The sequence below is a fragment of the Micromonospora sp. NPDC047465 genome, assembly GCF_040643125.1.
Lineage (GTDB): Bacteria > Actinomycetota > Actinomycetes > Mycobacteriales > Micromonosporaceae > Micromonospora.
In genome coordinates this window covers 1-16029 of the sequence record NZ_JBEYTP010000085.1, presented here as the reverse complement: position 1 = coordinate 16029, position 16029 = coordinate 1, and the positions used below count along the sequence as shown (strand labels likewise).

Annotated in this window: 14 protein-coding genes and 1 pseudogene; 8 read left to right on the top strand and 7 right to left on the bottom strand. The window is 70.7% G+C overall.

Features of this window, described 5'->3' with window-relative positions:
- Positions 1–267 precede the first annotated feature (267 nt).
- A pseudogene (locus tag ABZ793_RS33770) lies at positions 268–1002 on the top strand (IS5 family transposase); the annotation flags it as partial.
- Between the two features lie 6 nt (positions 1003–1008).
- Here the strand turns inward: ABZ793_RS33770 and ABZ793_RS33765 are convergent.
- From ABZ793_RS33765 to ABZ793_RS33735, 7 genes are all read right to left on the bottom strand, one after another.
- Entirely contained in the window at positions 1009–1419 is a 411-nt protein-coding gene (locus ABZ793_RS33765; protein WP_357464898.1) for a VOC family protein, read from the bottom strand.
- Between the two features lie 155 nt (positions 1420–1574).
- Positions 1575–2915 carry a nicotinate phosphoribosyltransferase gene (locus tag ABZ793_RS33760; RefSeq protein ID WP_357464893.1) on the bottom strand — a complete coding sequence of 447 codons (1341 nt, stop codon included), beginning with the start codon at positions 2913–2915 and terminating at the stop codon, positions 1575–1577.
- Positions 2916–2981: 66 nt separating this feature from the next.
- Positions 2982–3539: a DUF2231 domain-containing protein gene (locus tag ABZ793_RS33755; RefSeq protein WP_357464891.1), complete on the bottom strand. Its 558-nt coding sequence runs from the start codon at positions 3537–3539 to the stop codon at positions 2982–2984.
- Between the two features lie 71 nt (positions 3540–3610).
- Positions 3611–4846, bottom strand: a complete 1236-nt coding sequence (locus ABZ793_RS33750) for an FAD-dependent oxidoreductase (protein WP_357464889.1) — start codon at positions 4844–4846, stop codon at positions 3611–3613.
- 21 nt (positions 4847–4867) lie between these two features.
- Entirely contained in the window at positions 4868–5467 is a 600-nt protein-coding gene (gene folE / locus ABZ793_RS33745; RefSeq protein WP_357464887.1) for a GTP cyclohydrolase I FolE, read from the bottom strand.
- A gap of 1 nt (position 5468) precedes the next feature.
- Positions 5469–5864 (bottom strand): hypothetical protein, encoded by a 396-nt coding sequence (locus tag ABZ793_RS33740; RefSeq protein ID WP_357464885.1) that lies wholly within the window; start codon positions 5862–5864, stop codon positions 5469–5471.
- Positions 5864–6391, bottom strand: coding sequence for a DUF2231 domain-containing protein (locus tag ABZ793_RS33735; RefSeq protein ID WP_357464896.1), 528 nt, complete (start codon positions 6389–6391; stop codon positions 5864–5866). The genes ABZ793_RS33740 and ABZ793_RS33735 overlap by 1 nt, the downstream gene beginning before the upstream one ends.
- Before the next feature lie 111 nt (positions 6392–6502).
- On the opposite strand from ABZ793_RS33735, the gene ABZ793_RS33730 reads away from it, so the two are divergent.
- The 7 genes from ABZ793_RS33730 (at position 6503) to ABZ793_RS33700 (ending at position 15766) form a co-directional block, all read left to right on the top strand.
- Positions 6503–7156: a helix-turn-helix domain-containing protein gene (locus tag ABZ793_RS33730; RefSeq protein WP_357464883.1), complete on the top strand. Its 654-nt coding sequence runs from the start codon at positions 6503–6505 to the stop codon at positions 7154–7156.
- Positions 7157–7584: 428 nt separating this feature from the next.
- A complete protein-coding gene (kdpF, locus tag ABZ793_RS33725; protein ID WP_350704204.1) occupies positions 7585–7674 on the top strand; it encodes a K(+)-transporting ATPase subunit F in 90 nt (29 codons plus the stop codon).
- Positions 7674–9329, top strand: coding sequence for a potassium-transporting ATPase subunit KdpA (kdpA, locus tag ABZ793_RS33720; protein WP_357464880.1), 1656 nt, complete (start codon positions 7674–7676; stop codon positions 9327–9329). The genes kdpF and kdpA overlap by 1 nt, the downstream gene beginning before the upstream one ends.
- A gap of 20 nt (positions 9330–9349) precedes the next feature.
- A complete protein-coding gene (gene kdpB, locus ABZ793_RS33715) occupies positions 9350–11557 on the top strand; it encodes a potassium-transporting ATPase subunit KdpB (RefSeq protein ID WP_357464878.1) in 2208 nt (735 codons plus the stop codon).
- The gene (locus ABZ793_RS33710) at positions 11557–12438 is read left to right on the top strand and encodes a potassium-transporting ATPase subunit C (RefSeq protein WP_357464876.1); all 882 of its coding nucleotides are present in this window, start codon (positions 11557–11559) and stop codon (positions 12436–12438) included. The genes kdpB and ABZ793_RS33710 overlap by 1 nt, the downstream gene beginning before the upstream one ends.
- Positions 12439–12530: 92 nt before the next feature.
- A complete protein-coding gene (locus ABZ793_RS33705; RefSeq protein WP_357464874.1) occupies positions 12531–15086 on the top strand; it encodes a DUF4118 domain-containing protein in 2556 nt (851 codons plus the stop codon).
- Positions 15083–15766 (top strand): response regulator, encoded by a 684-nt coding sequence (locus tag ABZ793_RS33700; RefSeq protein WP_357464872.1) that lies wholly within the window; start codon positions 15083–15085, stop codon positions 15764–15766. The genes ABZ793_RS33705 and ABZ793_RS33700 overlap by 4 nt, the downstream gene beginning before the upstream one ends.
- Positions 15767–16029 lie beyond the last annotated feature (263 nt).

The window sequence follows — 16029 nt, the reverse complement described above, 5'->3', positions numbered from 1 at the left end:
AACCAGATGAGGATCATGCACACTGATCACCGAGACAGCCCTTGGTTATTGATCATCTTCCCTCGACAAGAAGAATGATCAACCAAGGGCTGTCCCCATGATCAGTCGGGGTCACCAACCAACCACCGCAGGTTAAAAATCAAGCTAAGGCGTGTTTCGTAAGCCAGGCTGACGGCATCGAGGTCACGGCGTGGCGGTGATCGACAACTGAAGAGGTCTCCGGTACCTGGTTCTGCGACCAAGCAAGAACTTCATACCGGAGACCTCGTGCCCAGCGTAGCGGTGACAAGGCGGCATGACCTGACCGACAGGCAGTGGGCTGTTCTGGCTCCGCTGCTGCCTACCGCGCCGACGACAGGTCGTCCGCCGAAGTGGGAGAAACGACAACTCATCGACGGGATCCGGTGGCGGATCCGGATCGGTGCCCCATGGCGTGACGTCCCGGCCGAGTACGCGCCCTGGCCCACCGTCTACGGCCTGTTCCGCCGCTGGCAGCGTGACGGCACCTGGGACAAGATCCTGTCCGAGTTGCAGGCGGCCGGCGACGCGCAGGGCCGGATCGGCTGGACGGTGAGCGTGGACTCGATGACCAGCCGCGCCCACCAGCACGCCACCGCGCCCGCACCGACGGGCATCTGCAGAAGGAACCACCCGGCGGCGTCCACGACGAGCCCGCCGACCACGCGCTGGGCCGGTCGAGAGGCGGGCTGACCACCAAAACTCATCTGGCCTGCGAGCAGGGACAGAAAGTCCTCTCCCTGATCGTGACCGCCGGGCCACCGTGGTGACAGCCCGCAGTTCATCCCCGTCCTGCGCCGCATCCGCGTGACCCGTCTGGGCGTCGGCCGGCCCCGCACCTGCCCCGACCTGGTCCTGGCAGACAAGGCCTACACCAGCCGCGGCAACCGCCATCTCCGCTCACGCGGAATCAAGGCTTGCATCCCCCGCAAGACAGACCAGGACGCCTACCGCAAGGCCAAAGGCCCCAAGGGCGGCCGCCCACACGCCTTAGTCGCGCTTGGGCCAGATGGGGCCCTGATCGGTCCAGATGACACCCTTGTTGTGGCAGAGACAGAAGGGGTGGCCAATGGGGTCGGCGTAGACGCGGAAGCCGTAGCCGTCGGGGCCGGTGCAGTCCCGCTGCAGGGTCGCGCCGAGGGCCAGGACGCGGCGCTGTTCGGCCTCGATGTCGTCGACTTCGAAGTCGAGGTGGAACTGCTTGGGGTGCTCGCTGTCGGGCCACTGCGGGGCGCGGTAGTCCTCCACCTGGATGAAGGCCAGTTCGATATCGCCGAACTGGATACCGGCCCAGTTCTCGTTACTGCCCTCCTTGACCGGGAGCCCCATCACCCCGGAGTAGAAGGCTGCCAGCTTCATCGTGTCCGGGCAATCGATGATGAAGTCGGTTAGTCGTAGCATCCCGCGATCTTGCCACAAGATCAAATGAGCCGGACCTTGAGACAGGCCCTGGCCCAGAATGCCCGTGCGATCGCTCAGGTGGGGGAGTGACCTGGCCCGGCAGATGGTCGGCTTTCCACCGCCGAGGAAGCAGCGCTACCCAGGTTGAGACCAGCTCAGTAGGTCCCGCCCCGCGCCACCTGCGCCGCCACCCGGTCGTGCAGCGCGGTGAGGGCCGGGCTGACGGTGGCGGTGAGCGGCGTCGGGTCCGCCAGCCGACGCGCTGTCTCCGGTAGCCAGGTGAGGTCCGCGTCGAATCGGCGGCGCGCCGCGCGTACCTCACCGGCCGGGTCCGCGGCGTCGAGGCGACGACCGCCGCGCATGACCGGCACGAGCAGCGGCTCGCGGTTGTCCGGCGGCGGTTCGTCGCGCAGCCCCACCACGTCGCCGCTGGCACCGGTGGGATCACGGAAGACCTGCTTGGGACCGGGCAGGGTGGCCTTGCCGGGCGACAGCTTGAGCACCGGCCGGTCGTCGACGGCCACCAGCTTGTAGGCGCTGTCCAGGGACGGCGCGTCGAAGGAGACGCCCATGCGGGTGCCGACGCCGTAGGCGTCGATCGGTGCGCCCATGGCGACGAGCGCCGCGATGACGTCCTCGTCGAGGCTGCCGCTGGCCACGATCTGGGCCCGGGTCAGCCCGGCGTCGTCGAGGATCGCGCGGGCCTGCACGGCCAGTGCGGCGAGATCCCCGGAGTCGAGTCGCACGGCCACCGGGCCGGTCAGGCCCAACTCGGCGACGACCTCGACGGCGGCCCGCACTCCGGCGGGCGTGTCGTAGGTGTCGACGAGGAACACCGGGTTGGTGGGAAAGTCGGTGGCGAACGCGCGGAACGCGGCACGCTCGTCGGGGAACGCCTCGACGTACGAGTGGGCCATCGTCCCGGACGGCGGCAGCCCGTAGCGTCGCGCGGCCTCGACGTCGCTGGTCGCGGCGAAGCCGGCGATCGCCGACGCCCGCGCCACGGCCGCCCCGGCCTCGATCCCGTGCGTCCGGCGGAACGCGAAGTCGACCAGCTGCGCGTCGCCGGCCGCGAGGCGGCATCGGGCCGCCTTGCTGGCCACCGTGGTGTGGAAGGTGATCAGGTTCAGCACGCCGGTCTCCACCAGCTGCGCCTCCGCGATCGGCGCGGTGACCTCCAACAGCGGCTCGTCGGCGAACACCATGCGACCCTCCGGTACGGCCCAGACGTCACCGGTGAACCGCAGCCCGGCCAGCGCCGCCAGGGTCGTTTGGTCGAGCCCGACGGTGTCGCGTAGATAGCCGATGTCGTCCTCGTCGAATGCGAAGCTTTCCAGGAAGGCCAGCGCCTCGGCCAGCCCGGCGGCCACCAGGAAGCCGCGCTGCGGTGGCAGGCGACGGACGAACAGGCTGAACGTGGCGCGCTCCACCATGTCCCGGCGCAGGTAGCTGGCCGCCATCCGCAGCTCGTACAGGTCGGTACGCAACCCGGTCATGGGTTCCTCCGTCGGCACGCGGGGTCGACGGGCCGGTGGCGTCGTGGTGATGCCGCCCCGGTCCGGTCAGGCGCGGGAGCGGCGCGCGGGGCGGCGGGACAGGGAACTCGGCGCGTTGACGCCGGCGCCGTCGCTGACACTGATGCCGAGCCGCTCGACCAGTTCGCCGCCGAGCCAGGCCGTCATCCCGGACAGGACGATGCCTGCGAAGCTGCAGATCAGGGCCAGGGCATTCGGCTCCCAGTCCGTCGCGGTGGCCCGCGCCAGCCAGCTCACCGCGAACAACAGCACGACGACGACGTTGCCGATGCCGTGGATCGCGCCGATCCGCTTGGCGCGGGTGCCGGACGGGATGGCCCGCCAGTCGGTGTATCCGAATACTGCGGCGACGAGGCCGCCGATGATGCCGGCGCCGATGATGTACCCGGCGGAGATCTGGAATCCGGCCCGATCCGTGATCAGATACAGGATGTCGAAGATCACCGCCGTGGCGAGCAGCCCCAGCGGGAAAACGATCAGCATGGGGTGGATCCCGTGGCCCATCGCCTTGGCTCGACTTTCCAACACAGCCTCCCTCTCTGGCGGGATGTTGGGCGCGGGTACCCCTTCGGGTCGCTGGTACACCTACCGCCGGCGGTGAACGCGTGCGGCGTCCTCCTCCCAGCACCGTCGCCGACCACCGCGCCGGGGTCGGCTCACCCCCGCCCGACCAGACTTTCGAGGGCGACGGTGGGATCGGCCAGGCGGTCGAGGTCGACGGGCTGCCGGGAGCGGATCAGCTGCCCGATCGGGCCGGTCACGTCCCAGACGTTGACGTTCATGCCCGCCAGCACCCGCCCCTGTGCGGTCCAGAACGCGATGAACTCGCCGCCGGCGAGTTCGCCGCGGACGACGATCCGGTCGTAGGAGCCGGGCGGAGCGTGGCCGGTGTACTCCATGCCCAGCTCGTACTGGTCGGTGTAGAAGTAGGGCAGCCGGTCGTAGCTGACAGCTCGGCCGAGCATGCCGCGGGCGGCGGCGGGTCCGGAGTGCAGGGCGTTGGCCCAGTGTTCGACCCGTACCCGGATGTTCAGCAGGGGGTGGCGGGCGTTGGCCAGGTCGCCGGCGGCCCAGATGTACGGGTCGCTGGTACGCAGGGTGTGGTCGACGACGACGCCGTTGTCGACGGCGAGGCCGGCCTGTTCGGCGAGTTCGGTGTTGGGCAGGACGCCGACGCCGACGACGACGAGGTCGGCGGGCAGGACCGTGCCGTCGGCGAGCAGCACCGCGCTGACCCGGTCCGACCCACGGAACTCGTGGACCTGGGCGCCGAAGCGGAAGGTGATTCCGTGGTCGCGGTGCAGGTCGGCGAAGACAGTCGCGAGCTGGTCGCCGAGGACGCGCTGCAGGGGCAGGTCGGCGGTCTCGACGACGGTGACGGCGGCGCCGCGGGTGCGCGCGGCGGCCGCCACTTCCAGGCCGATCCAGCCGGCGCCGACGATGACGACGCTCGCCCCGTCGACGAGGGCATCGGAAATGCGGTCGCAGTCGGCGAGGGTACGCAGCCGCAGCACGCCGTCGAGGTGCGCGCCGGGGACAGGCAGCGTCCGGGCCCGTGCCCCGGTGGCAAGCAGCAGCCTGTCGTAGCCGAAGCGCCGCCCATCGGCGAGCGTGACGTGCCGGGCCTGCCGGTCGAGGGCCGTGACGCGGGTGTCGGTATGCAGGTCGACGTCGTGTTCTTCGTACCAACTGGCGTCGTGGACGAAGACGCTGTCGCGTTTGGTGGTGCGCAGCAGCAGGCCCTTGGACAGTGCGGGCCGTTCGTACGGGCGCTCGGCCTCCTCGCCGAACAGGACGATCTTGCCGTCGAATCCCTCGTCGCGGAGCGTCTGCGCGGCTCTGGCCCCGGCCAGGCCGGCCCCGACGATCACGAACGGATGTTGCTCGGTCACGGTTTCTCCTAGGGGGACGTGTCAGGCGTGGGCGCCGACACCGGTGAGGGTGAAGAACTCGGCGCGGGAGCGCGAGTCGTCGCGTAGCGCGCCGAGCAGTGTGGAGGTGATGGTGGTGGCGCCGACCGCCTGCACCCCCCGCAGGGTCATACACAGGTGCTGGGCCTCGACGACCACCCCGACGCCTCTCGGGCGCAGGTGGACGGTGAGCCAGTCGGCGATCTGCTTGGTCAGCCGTTCCTGGACCTGCGGACCGTGGGCGAAGAGTTCCGCCACCCGGGCGAGTTTGGACAACCCGAGGATCCGGTCGGCGGGCAGATAACCGACGTGGGCGACGCCGATGAACGGCAGCAGGTGGTGCTCGCACACCGAGCGGATCGGGATGGCCCGGGCCACGACGAGCTCGTCGTATCCCTCGTCGTTGTCGAAGGTGGTGAGCCGGAACTCGCGCGGGGTGAGCAGTTCGGCGTAGGCGCGTGCCATCCGGCCCGGCGTGTCGGCCAGCCCGTCGGCGTCGAGGTCCACGCCGAGTGCCGCCAGGAACGCGGCCGCGGCCTGTTCGGCGGCGGCCAGGTCCCGGCCGGGCCGGCGCCGGACGACCTGTAGCGGGGTGACGGCCATGTCAGCCCTCACCGATACCGAGGGCGGTGATCAGGACGAGGACGAGAGTGGTGGCCGCGAACAGGCCGTGGCCGACCACGACCGGGATGGGGAAGCGGGACTCGGCGGCGTCGGTGCGGCGGGCGGGGATCCAGCGGGCCAGCATGGTGAAGCCGAGCAGGGCGACGGGCAGCAGGAGCGCGAACGCGGTCCAGGCCAGCGCGTCCTTGTCGACGGCGAGGTAGACGATCCACAACACCAGCCCGATCGCGGCCAGCGCGAAGTGACCGAACACCAGGCCGGGGGCCAGCCGGGTGCCGCTGCGCGGCCGGTGGCCGCCTTCGGAGATCCAGGTGCCGAGCATGACGAATCCACCGACGGCGGTGATCAGCCAGGTGATCAGTGCGGCGACTGCCATCAGAGCTCCTCCTTCTTGATGGTGGTGGCGACGGGCGCGGTCCGATAGCCGTCGGCCTGGGTGGTTTCGTCGGCGACGCGGACCCCGTAGCGGTAGGTGAGTTCACCGCCCAGGTAGCCGGAGACGGTCAAGGCGGCCAGGGCCGCGGCTGACAGGGCGAGGGCGCCGATGGGCACCGGGGTGGCCGGTTGCCCGCCTCGGATGACGAACCCGATCGCGTACGCGGCGGTCACCGCCAGGTTGATGCTCATGTGGACCAAGGCGGTGCGGAAGGCTCGGGTGCGGGTGGGGATGGCGAACAGGTCCAGGACTCCGACGGTCGCCGCGGCGAGGGCGCCGAGTACGCCGACGGCGATCAGCCACCGGGAACCGTCCGCGAGGAACGTCTCGCCGTGGGCGACGTGGGAGGCGATGTCGAAGACGAGGCTGGTGATCCATGCCCCGATCGGGATCGTGACCAGTGCCGGGTGAAGCGGGTGCCCGTACGGGCCGGCGATGGCGTTGACGGGTCGTTTGGCCTGCTGCATCGGTTCCACGTCAACCACCTACCCATTTTCACCAACCAGCGTTGTTGTTAATCATGCTGTACCTCGTGCATCAAAATTTCAATAGCCGATGCTGGTGATAATCTCGGTCGGATGCAGAACCGGTGGACAGCCGTGGCCGCGCTTGCCGATCCGTCCCGGCGGGCGCTGTACGACCACGTACGCCACCAGGACCACCCGGTCACCCGCGAGGAGGCCGCCGACGCCGCCGGGATCTCCCGCGGACTGGCCGCGTTCCACCTCGACAAGCTCGTCGACGCCGGCCTGCTGCGCGCCCGCTACCAAGCCCCGCCCGACCAACCCAGAGGCCGGGGCCGCAGCCCGAAGGTGTACGAACCGGCTGGCGACGGTCTCGCCGTCACGATCCCGGAACGCCGCTACGAACTGATCGCCGAGATCCTCGCCGACGCGGTCGTTGACGACCCGGCCCACGCCGACGACGCCGCGCGGCGGCTCGCCGGGCAGCGCGGCCGCAGCGTCGGCGTTGGACTGGCCGAGGACGGGCGCGACGTCCTGTCGGCGCTGGACGGCCTCGGATTCGAGCCGCGGCCCGACGCGCAGCGGCAGCGGCTGCTGCTGCACAACTGCCCGTTCCACGCCCTGGCCACCCGGCACACCGCACTGGTCTGCGGGCTGAACCACGCCTTTCTCACCGGCCTGCTCGACGGGCTCGGCGCCGCCGATGTCGAGGCCCGGCTGGCCCCCCGCCCCGGTGCCTGCTGCGTGGAGTTGGATCTGCCGTCCTGACCTGCGCCCTCCCGGGGTTGCCGGGAGGGTCCGTCGTCACACCGCGTCAAGGTCAACCGTCCGCCAGTTCCGCTGCGCGAGCATCCGGCGGTGCTCACCCGGCCGGGCCTGATCCTCGACGACGCCTGCGCACCGGCATGCGTCCCTGGGCCAACCGGTGTGATCCGCCCCGCCGGCGGTGGTCGGGACCACCCGAACAAGGGGTGGTGTGAAAAGGGCGTTAAGAAACGCCGGATCGCCGTGATGGTCGCGTTATAGCCCCTGTCGGTGAGGGGCGGGCGGCGTTGTGATTGCTCGGCGCGGCCGGACGGCGGCCGTGACGAGCTGTTCCGGAATGAGGAGCCAGACGTGTCTGACGTGGTGTTCGTGGCGTTGACGGTGGGGCTGTTCGCGGCTCTCGCCCTGGTGGTGAGGGGAGTGGAGAAGCTGTGAGCGCCGTCAACGTCATCGGTCTGGTGCTGGCGATCGGCCTGGCCGTGTTCCTGGTGGTCGCCCTGTTGTTCCCTGAGCGCTTCTGATGGCCGTGACGACAGCCGGAGCGCTGTTCATCCTCTCGCTCGTGGTGGCGCTGGTCGCCGTCCACAAGCCGTTCGGCGACTACATGTTCCGCGTGGTGTCCGGCCGGCGGCACTTCCGCGTCGAGCGGGGCGTCTACCGCCTGGTCGGGGTCGACGCGAACGCCGAGCAGTCCTGGGGCGTGTACGCCCGCGGCGTGCTCGCCTTCTCCGCCGTCTCGATCCTGTTCCTCTACGCGTTCATGCGGCTGCAGAACCACCTGTGGCTCTCGCTCGGCTTCGACCCGGTGATGACCCACGGCGCGTGGAACACGGCGGTGTCGTTCGTGACCAACACCAACTGGCAGTGGTACTCGGGTGAGTCGGCCATGGGGCACCTGGTCCAGATGGCCGGGCTGGCGGTGCAGAACTTCGTCTCCGCTGCCGTCGGTATCGCGGTCGCCGTCGCGCTGGTGCGCGGGTTCGCCCGCCGCCGCACGGGTGACCTGGGCAATTTCTGGGTCGACCTGACCCGGGTCACGCTGCGGATCCTGCTGCCGATCTCGGTGCTCGGCGCCCTCGCCCTGATGATCGGCGGGGCGGTGCAGAACCTCTCCGCCGGCACCGAGGTCACCACCCTGACCGGCGGCAGCCAGACCATCACCGGCGGGCCGGTGGCCAGCCAGGAGGTCATCAAGGAGCTGGGCACCAACGGTGGCGGCTTCTACAACGTCAACAGCGCCCATCCGTTCGAGAACCCGACCACCTGGACGAACTGGTTGGAGATCTTCCTGATCCTGGTGATTCCGTTCAGCCTGCCCCGGGTCTTCGGCCGGATGGTCGGGCAGAACCGGCAGGGGTACGCGATCGCCGCCGTGATGGTGGTCCTGGCGATCGCGAGCATCGCCTTGACCAACGTCTTCGAGTTGGCCGGCGACGGCACGGTGCCGCAGGCGGCCGGGGCGGCGCTGGAGGGCAAGGAGGTCCGGTTCGACGTGTCGAACTCGGCCACGTTTGCCGCCGCGACCACGCTCACCTCGACCGGCGCGGTGAACTCCTTCCACGACTCCTACACCGCGCTCGGCGGCGTGATGCCGCTGATCAACATGATGCTCGGCGAGGTCGCCCCCGGCGGCGTCGGCGCCGGCCTCTACGGGATGCTGATCCTCGCCGTGATCACGGTGTTCGTCGCTGGCCTGATGGTCGGCCGGACACCGGAGTACGTCGGCAAGAAGATCGGCGCCCGCGAGATCAAGCTGGCGTCGCTGTACTTCCTGGTCACCCCGGCGCTGGTCCTGGTCGGCACGGCGGCGGCGTTCGCCACCGGCAACAACTCCACCGCGCTCAACACCGGCCCGCATGCCCTGTCCGAGGTGCTCTACGCGTTCACCTCGGCGAGCAACAACAACGGCTCCGCGTTCGCCGGCCTGACCGTGAGCACGCCGTGGTGGAACACCGTACTGGGGCTGTGCATGCTGCTCGGCCGGTTCCTGCCGATCATCCTCGTGCTCGCCCTGGCCGGCTCGCTGGCCCGCCAGCAGCCGACGCCCGCCTCCGAGGGCACTCTGCCGACCTACCGGCCGCTGTTCGTCGGGATGGTCGTCGGCGTCACCGTGATCCTCGTGGCGTTGACCTTCCTGCCCGCGCTCGCGCTCGGCCCCCTCGCTGAGGGGCTGTGACACCCATGAGAGAGAAGGACATGACGACCTCCACGCCGGCACCGCATGGTACGGCGGACGCCCCCACCTCCGGCACACCCGCCACCCAGGGCAGCCGGCGCGGTGGACTGCTCGACCCGAGGCAGCTCGTCCAATCACTGCCTGACGCGCTGCGTAAGCTCGACCCGCGCACCCTGTGGCGCAATCCCGTGATGCTGATCGTCGAGATCGGCGCGGCCTTCACTACCGTCCTCACCGTCGCGGACCCGTCGGTGTTCGCCCTCGCGATCACCGGGTGGCTGTGGCTGACCGTGATCTTCGCCAACCTCGCCGAAGCGGTCGCCGAGGGGCGCGGCAAAGCGCAGGCCGCCGCCCTGCGCACGGCGAAGACGGACACCGTCGCCACCCGCGTCCTCGCCTGGACCCCGGGCGCCGCCCCCGGCACCTGTCGCACCGAGAGCGTCCCGGCACCCCAGCTGAAGCAGGGCGACGTTGTCGTGGTCGAGGCCGGGGAGACCATCCCCGGCGACGGTGACGTCGTCGAAGGGATCGCCAGTGTCGACGAGTCGGCCATCACCGGCGAGTCGGCCCCGGTGATCCGGGAGTCCGGGGGCGACCGCAGCGCGGTCACCGGCGGCACCACGGTCCTCTCCGACCGGATCGTCGTGGTGATCACGCAGAAGCCGGGCGACAGCTTCATCGACCGGATGATCAACCTGGTCGAGGGGGCGAACCGGCAGAAGACGCCGAACGAGATCGCGCTGAACATCCTCCTCGCCGCGCTCACGGTCATCTTCCTGCTGGCCGTCGTCACCCTCCAGCCTCTCGCGATCTTCTCGATGGGCCACCAGGCCGCCGCACCGGACACGCGGGCGATCACCGACGCCGGCGTCAGCGGGATCGTGCTGGTGTCGCTGCTGGTCTGCCTGATCCCCACCACCATCGGGGCGCTGCTCTCGGCGATCGGCATCGCCGGCATGGACCGCCTCGTGCAGCGCAACGTCCTCGCGATGAGCGGTCGGGCCGTCGAGGCGGCCGGTGACGTCAACACCCTGCTGCTCGACAAGACCGGCACCATCACCCTCGGCAACCGGCAGGCGGACGAGTTCGTCCCCGTCGAAGGGGTGGACGTCGCCACGGTGGCCGACGCGGCGCAACTGTCCAGCCTCGCCGACGAGACACCTGAGGGCCGATCGATCGTGGTACTGGCCAAGAACGAGTTCGGCCTACGGCAACGCGAACCCGGGCTCATACCGCACGCCACCTTCGTGCCGTTCACCGCACAGACCCGGATGAGCGGCGTCGACCTGACTCCCGACGCGACCGCCGACGGCGGTGTCGCCGGCCCGGCACGCCGGATCCGCAAGGGCGCCGCCGCCGCCGTCATGAAATGGGTCCGCGACAACGGCGGCCACCCCACCGAGCAGGTCGGCCAGGTCGTCGACGAGATCAGCGGCATCGGCGGCACCCCGCTGGTGGTCGCCGAGCACCTCGACGGCCAGCCGGCCCGCGCCCTCGGCGTCATCCACCTCAAGGACGTGGTCAAGGCCGGGATGCGGGAGCGCTTCGACGAGATGCGCCGGATGGGCATCCGCACGGTGATGATCACCGGCGACAACCCGCGTACCGCGAAGGCCATCGCCGACGAGGCCGGGGTGGACGACTTCCTCGCCGAGGCGACACCGGAGGACAAGCTCGCCTTGATCAAGAGGGAGCAGGAGGGCGGCCGGCTGGTCGCGATGACCGGTGACGGCACCAACGACGCACCCGCGCTCGCCCAGGCAGACGTCGGGGTGGCGATGAACACCGGCACGTCGGCCGCGAAGGAGGCCGGCAACATGGTCGATCTCGACTCCGACCCGACCAAGATCATCGAGATCGTGGAGATCGGCAAGCAGTTGCTGATCACCCGCGGCGCGCTGACGACCTTCTCGATCGCCAACGACATCGCGAAGTACTTCGCGATCATCCCGGCCATGTTCGCCGGCATCTACCCGAGCCTGGACGCGCTGAACATCATGCGGCTGTCCAGCCCCGAGTCGGCGATCCTGTCCGCGGTCATCTTCAACGCGGTCGTCATCATCGCGCTGATCCCGCTGGCGCTGCGCGGCGTCCGCTACCGGCCCGCCGCCGCGTCGCAGCTGCTCAGCCGCAACCTGCTGCTCTACGGCCTCGGCGGCATCGTGGTGCCGTTCATCGGCATCAAGCTCATCGACCTGCTCGTCCAGTTCATCCCGGGGATCTTGTGATGCGCCTGCCGTCTTGGCTCTCCCAGCACCTGGCCGCGCTGCGCGCGGTGCTCGTCTTCACCGTCCTGCTCGGCCTGGCCTATTCGCTGGCCCTGGTCGCGGTCGGTCGGATCCCGGTCCTCGCCCACAAGGCCGACGGATCGCTCATCGAGGTGGACGGCCGGCCTGTCGGCAGCACGCTCATCGGGCAGTCGTTCACCGACGCCGACGGCAACCCCGTCCCGCGCTACTTCCAGTCCCGCCCCTCGGCAGCCGGCGACGGCTACGACCCCACCGCCACCTCGGCCAGCAACCTCGGCCCGGAGGACATCGTCGACACCATCGCCACCGAACCCGACGACAGCACGCGGAGCCTGCTCACCCAGGTCTGCGCACGCAGCAGGGCCGTCGGGGAGCTGAACGGCGTCGACGGAAGCCGCCCGTACTGCACCATCGACGGGGTCGGGGCCGTGCTGGCGGTGTTCCGCCGCGACGGGCTGACCGGCCCGGTCACCCGGGTCGTCAGCGTCAACCAGACCGCACCCGCCACCCCGTTCCTCGCCCGCTACCAGGGTGTGCCGGTCGAGCTGGCCACGCCGGGCGAGGACTACCGGGTCGCCGGGGCGACCATCGTCCCCGTCCGGGGTGACGCCCCCGCCGAGCCCGCGGTGCCCGCCGACGCGGTCACCGCCAGCGGCAGCGGCCTCGACCCGCACATCTCTCCGGCGTACGCGCAGCTCCAGGTGGCGCGCGTGGCGCGGGAGCGCGGCGCGGACCCGGCGGCGGTCCGGCGCCTGGTCCAGGAGCACACCACCGGCCGGTCGCTCGGCTTCATGGGGTCGCCCGGGGTGAACGTGCTGGAGCTGAACCTCGCGTTGGACGAACAATTCCCGGCACGCTGAACACGACGGCGCCGGGCTGGGACGCTGGCACCGTCCCGGCCCGGCACCCCGTCACCCGACCCGCCGGTCACGCTGTGGAGAGGAATCCTGCTGTGCCACGAGGGGAACTGCGCATCTACCTCGGTGCCGCACCCGGCGTCGGCAAGACCTACGCCATGCTCGAGGAGGCGCAGCGCCGCGCCGAGCGCGGCACGGACGTGGTGATCGGGTTCGTCGAGACCCACGGCCGCAAGCACACCGCCGCGATGATCGGCGAACTGGAAATCGTCCCCCGCCGCACGATCACCTACCGCGGCGCCGAGTTCACCGAGATGGACCTCGACACGGTTCTGGCCCGCCGCCCCGAGGTCGCCCTGGTCGACGAACTCGCTCACACCAACGTGCCCGGCTCCCGCAACTCCAAGCGCTGGCATGACATCCAGGAGCTCCTCGACGCCGGGATCACCGTGCTCACCACGGTCAACATCCAGCACCTGGAATCGCTGAACGACGTCGTCGCCCAGATCACCGGGACCACCCAACGCGAAACCGTCCCCGACCAGATTGTGCGCGCCGCCGAACAGGTCGAACTGGTCGACATGACCCCCGAGGCGCTGCGCCGGCGGATGGCCCACGGCAACATCTACCGCCCGGACAAGATCGACGCCGCGCTCGGCAACTACTTCCGCGTCGGCAACCTCACCGCCCTACGCGAGCTGGCCCTGCTCTGGCTCGCCGACAAGGTCGACGAGCAACTCGACGCGTACCGGGCCCAGCAGGGCATCTCCGCCACCTGGGAAGCCCGCGAGCGGGTCGTCGTCGCGCTCACCGGCGGACCCGAGGGAGGGACCCTGATCCGGCGTGCGGCCCGGATCGCCGCCCGCAGCAAGGGCGCCGACCTCCTCGCGGTGCACGTCGCCCGCAGCGACGGGCTCGCCGGAGCCGACCCGGCGCAGCTCGCCCGGCAACGGGTGCTGGTGGAGAGCCTCGGCGGCACCTACCACCAGGTCCTCGGCACCGACATCCCCGCTGCGCTGCTCGACTTCGCCCGGGGCGTCAACGCCACCCAGCTCGTGCTCGGCGCCAGCCGCCGCGGCCGCTTCGCGCAACTGTTCTCCCGCGGCGTCGGCGTGACCACGACCGCACTGTCCGGGCCCATCGACGTACACCTGGTCACCCACGCCGAGGTCCGTCGCGGCCGGCCCGGACCGGCGGTGCCGGCCGCGCTGTCCCGGCGACGCCGGCTGTACGGCTTCGCGCTCACCGTCGCAGGCATGCCCGCCCTGACCGCACTGCTCAGGGCGCTGCCCGACCTCACCCTCACCAACGACATCCTGATCTTCCTCGCCGCCGTCGTCGGCGTCGCGCTCGTCGGCGGGCTCTGGCCGGCGCTGCTCGCCGCGCTGGGTGGGTCCCTGCTGCTGAACTGGTTCTTCGCCCCGCCCTTCTACACGCTGACCATCGCCGAGGCGGACAACCTGCTCGCCCTCGGCGTCTTCGTCGGCGTCGCCGTGGCGGTCAGCTGGGTGGTCGACCTGGCCGCCCGGCGCACCCGCGAGGCAGCTCGCGCATCCGCCGACGCGCAGACCCTCGCCACCGTTGCCGGCAACGTCCTGCGCGGGCAACGCCCGCTGCCGGCGCTGCTGGAACGGCTCCGGGAAACCTTCGCGCTGCGCGCGGTCAGCGTCCTGGAACTGGCCGCCGAGGCCGCCGGGCGCCCCGGCCGGGACCAGGAGGAAGACGCCTGGCGAGTCGTGGCCAGCGTCGGCGAGGCGCCGGCCGGCAGCCCGAGCGCAGGCGAAACGACGGTACCCGTCGACGACCGGCTCACGGTCGTGCTCTCCGGCCGGCGGCTGGAGGCCGCCGACCGGCGCATCATCGAGGCGTTCGCCGCGCAGGCCGCCGTCGCGCTCCGGCAGGAACGCCTCGCCGAGGAGGCCGCCGCCGCCCGGCCCCTGGCCGAGGCCGACCGAATGCGCACCGCCCTGCTCGCCGCGGTCAGCCACGACCTACGCACCCCTCTCGCGTCGGCGAAGGCCGCCGTGTCCAGCCTGCGCAGCCGCGACGTCGACTTCGACGCCGAGGACCGGGACGAACTGCTGGCCACCGCCGACGAGTCACTCGACCGGCTCGGCCGGCTGGTGGCCAATCTGCTCGACATGAGCCGCCTGCAGGCCGGCGCACTCGGCATCACCGCCTCGGCGATCGGTTTGGAAGACGTCGTGCCCCGGGCCCTGGACGAACTGGGCCCGCAGGCGGCCGATGTCACCACCGACATCCCCGCCGACCTGCCGGCCGCCACCGCCGACCCGGGCCTGCTGGAGCGGGTCCTGGTCAATCTCGTCGCGAACGCCCTGCGCCACAGCCCGCCCGGGCGGCCACCCACCGTCACCGCCAGCGCCCACTCCGGCCAGGTCGAACTACGCGTCATCGACACCGGCCGCGGCATCGCCGAGGACCAGTGGGAACAGGTTTTCCTGCCGTTCCAGCGCCTCGGCGACCGCGACAACACCACCGGCGTCGGCCTCGGCCTCGCCCTGTCCCGCGGTCTCGCCGAGGCCATGGGTGGCAGCATCACCCCGGAGACCACACCCGGAGGAGGACTCACCATGGTGCTGCGGCTGCCCGCCGCCACACCGGCCGAACCCACGGAGGGCCCGCAGGAATGAACCGCATCCTCGTCGTCGACGACGAACCGCAGATTGTGCGCGCCCTGCGCATCAACCTGCGCGCCCGCGGCTACGACGTCGACGTCGCGGCCACCGGCGCCGCCGCGCTCAGGGCCGCCGCCAGCCACCCACCCGACCTCGTCGTACTCGACCTCGGTCTTCCCGACCTCGACGGCGTCGACGTCATCCGCGGGATCCGGGGCTGGACCACCGTCCCGATCATCGTGCTCTCCGGCCGCGCCGGCAGCGACGACAAGGTCACCGCCCTCGACGCCGGTGCCGACGACTACGTCACCAAACCCTTCGGCGTCGACGAACTCCTCGCCCGCATCCGTGCCGTCACCCGCCGGCACGGGACCGGCGCGGACGCGGCCAGTCCCACCGCGAAAGTCGGCCAGCACACCGTCGACCTCGGCGCCCACACCGTGACCCGCGACGACGGCACCGAGATCAGACTGACCCCCACCCAGTGGGGGGTGCTCGAAACGCTGCTCCGCAACCCCGGGAAGCTGATCAGTCAGCGCCAACTTCTCCACGACGTCTGGGGCCCGGGATACGAGACCGAGACCAGCTACCTGCGCCAGTACATGGCTCAGCTACGCCGCAAGCTCGAACCCGACCCCACCCGGCCCCGCCACCTCATCACCGAACCCGGCATGGGCTACCGCTACCAGCCATGAAACGGCAGGACGCTCCACGGGCCTCCTCAAGCACGCGTACATGGGCGGTCGCGCAGGCTCCGCGTCTCCCTCGGCCCGCCACTTGTAGCCGGTCGTCCGTGAGCAGCCGAGTTCTTTGACCACGTGCGACGGGGCGGCTCGCCGACGACACGCGCGGTGAGCAGCCGCCGGCTCCCTGGGTGTCAGGGTTGGGTGAGACCAGCGGTTCAGAGCAAATAGCCCTCCCGGGGCGAGGATGGATCTTCTCTCGATGACGATTTCCA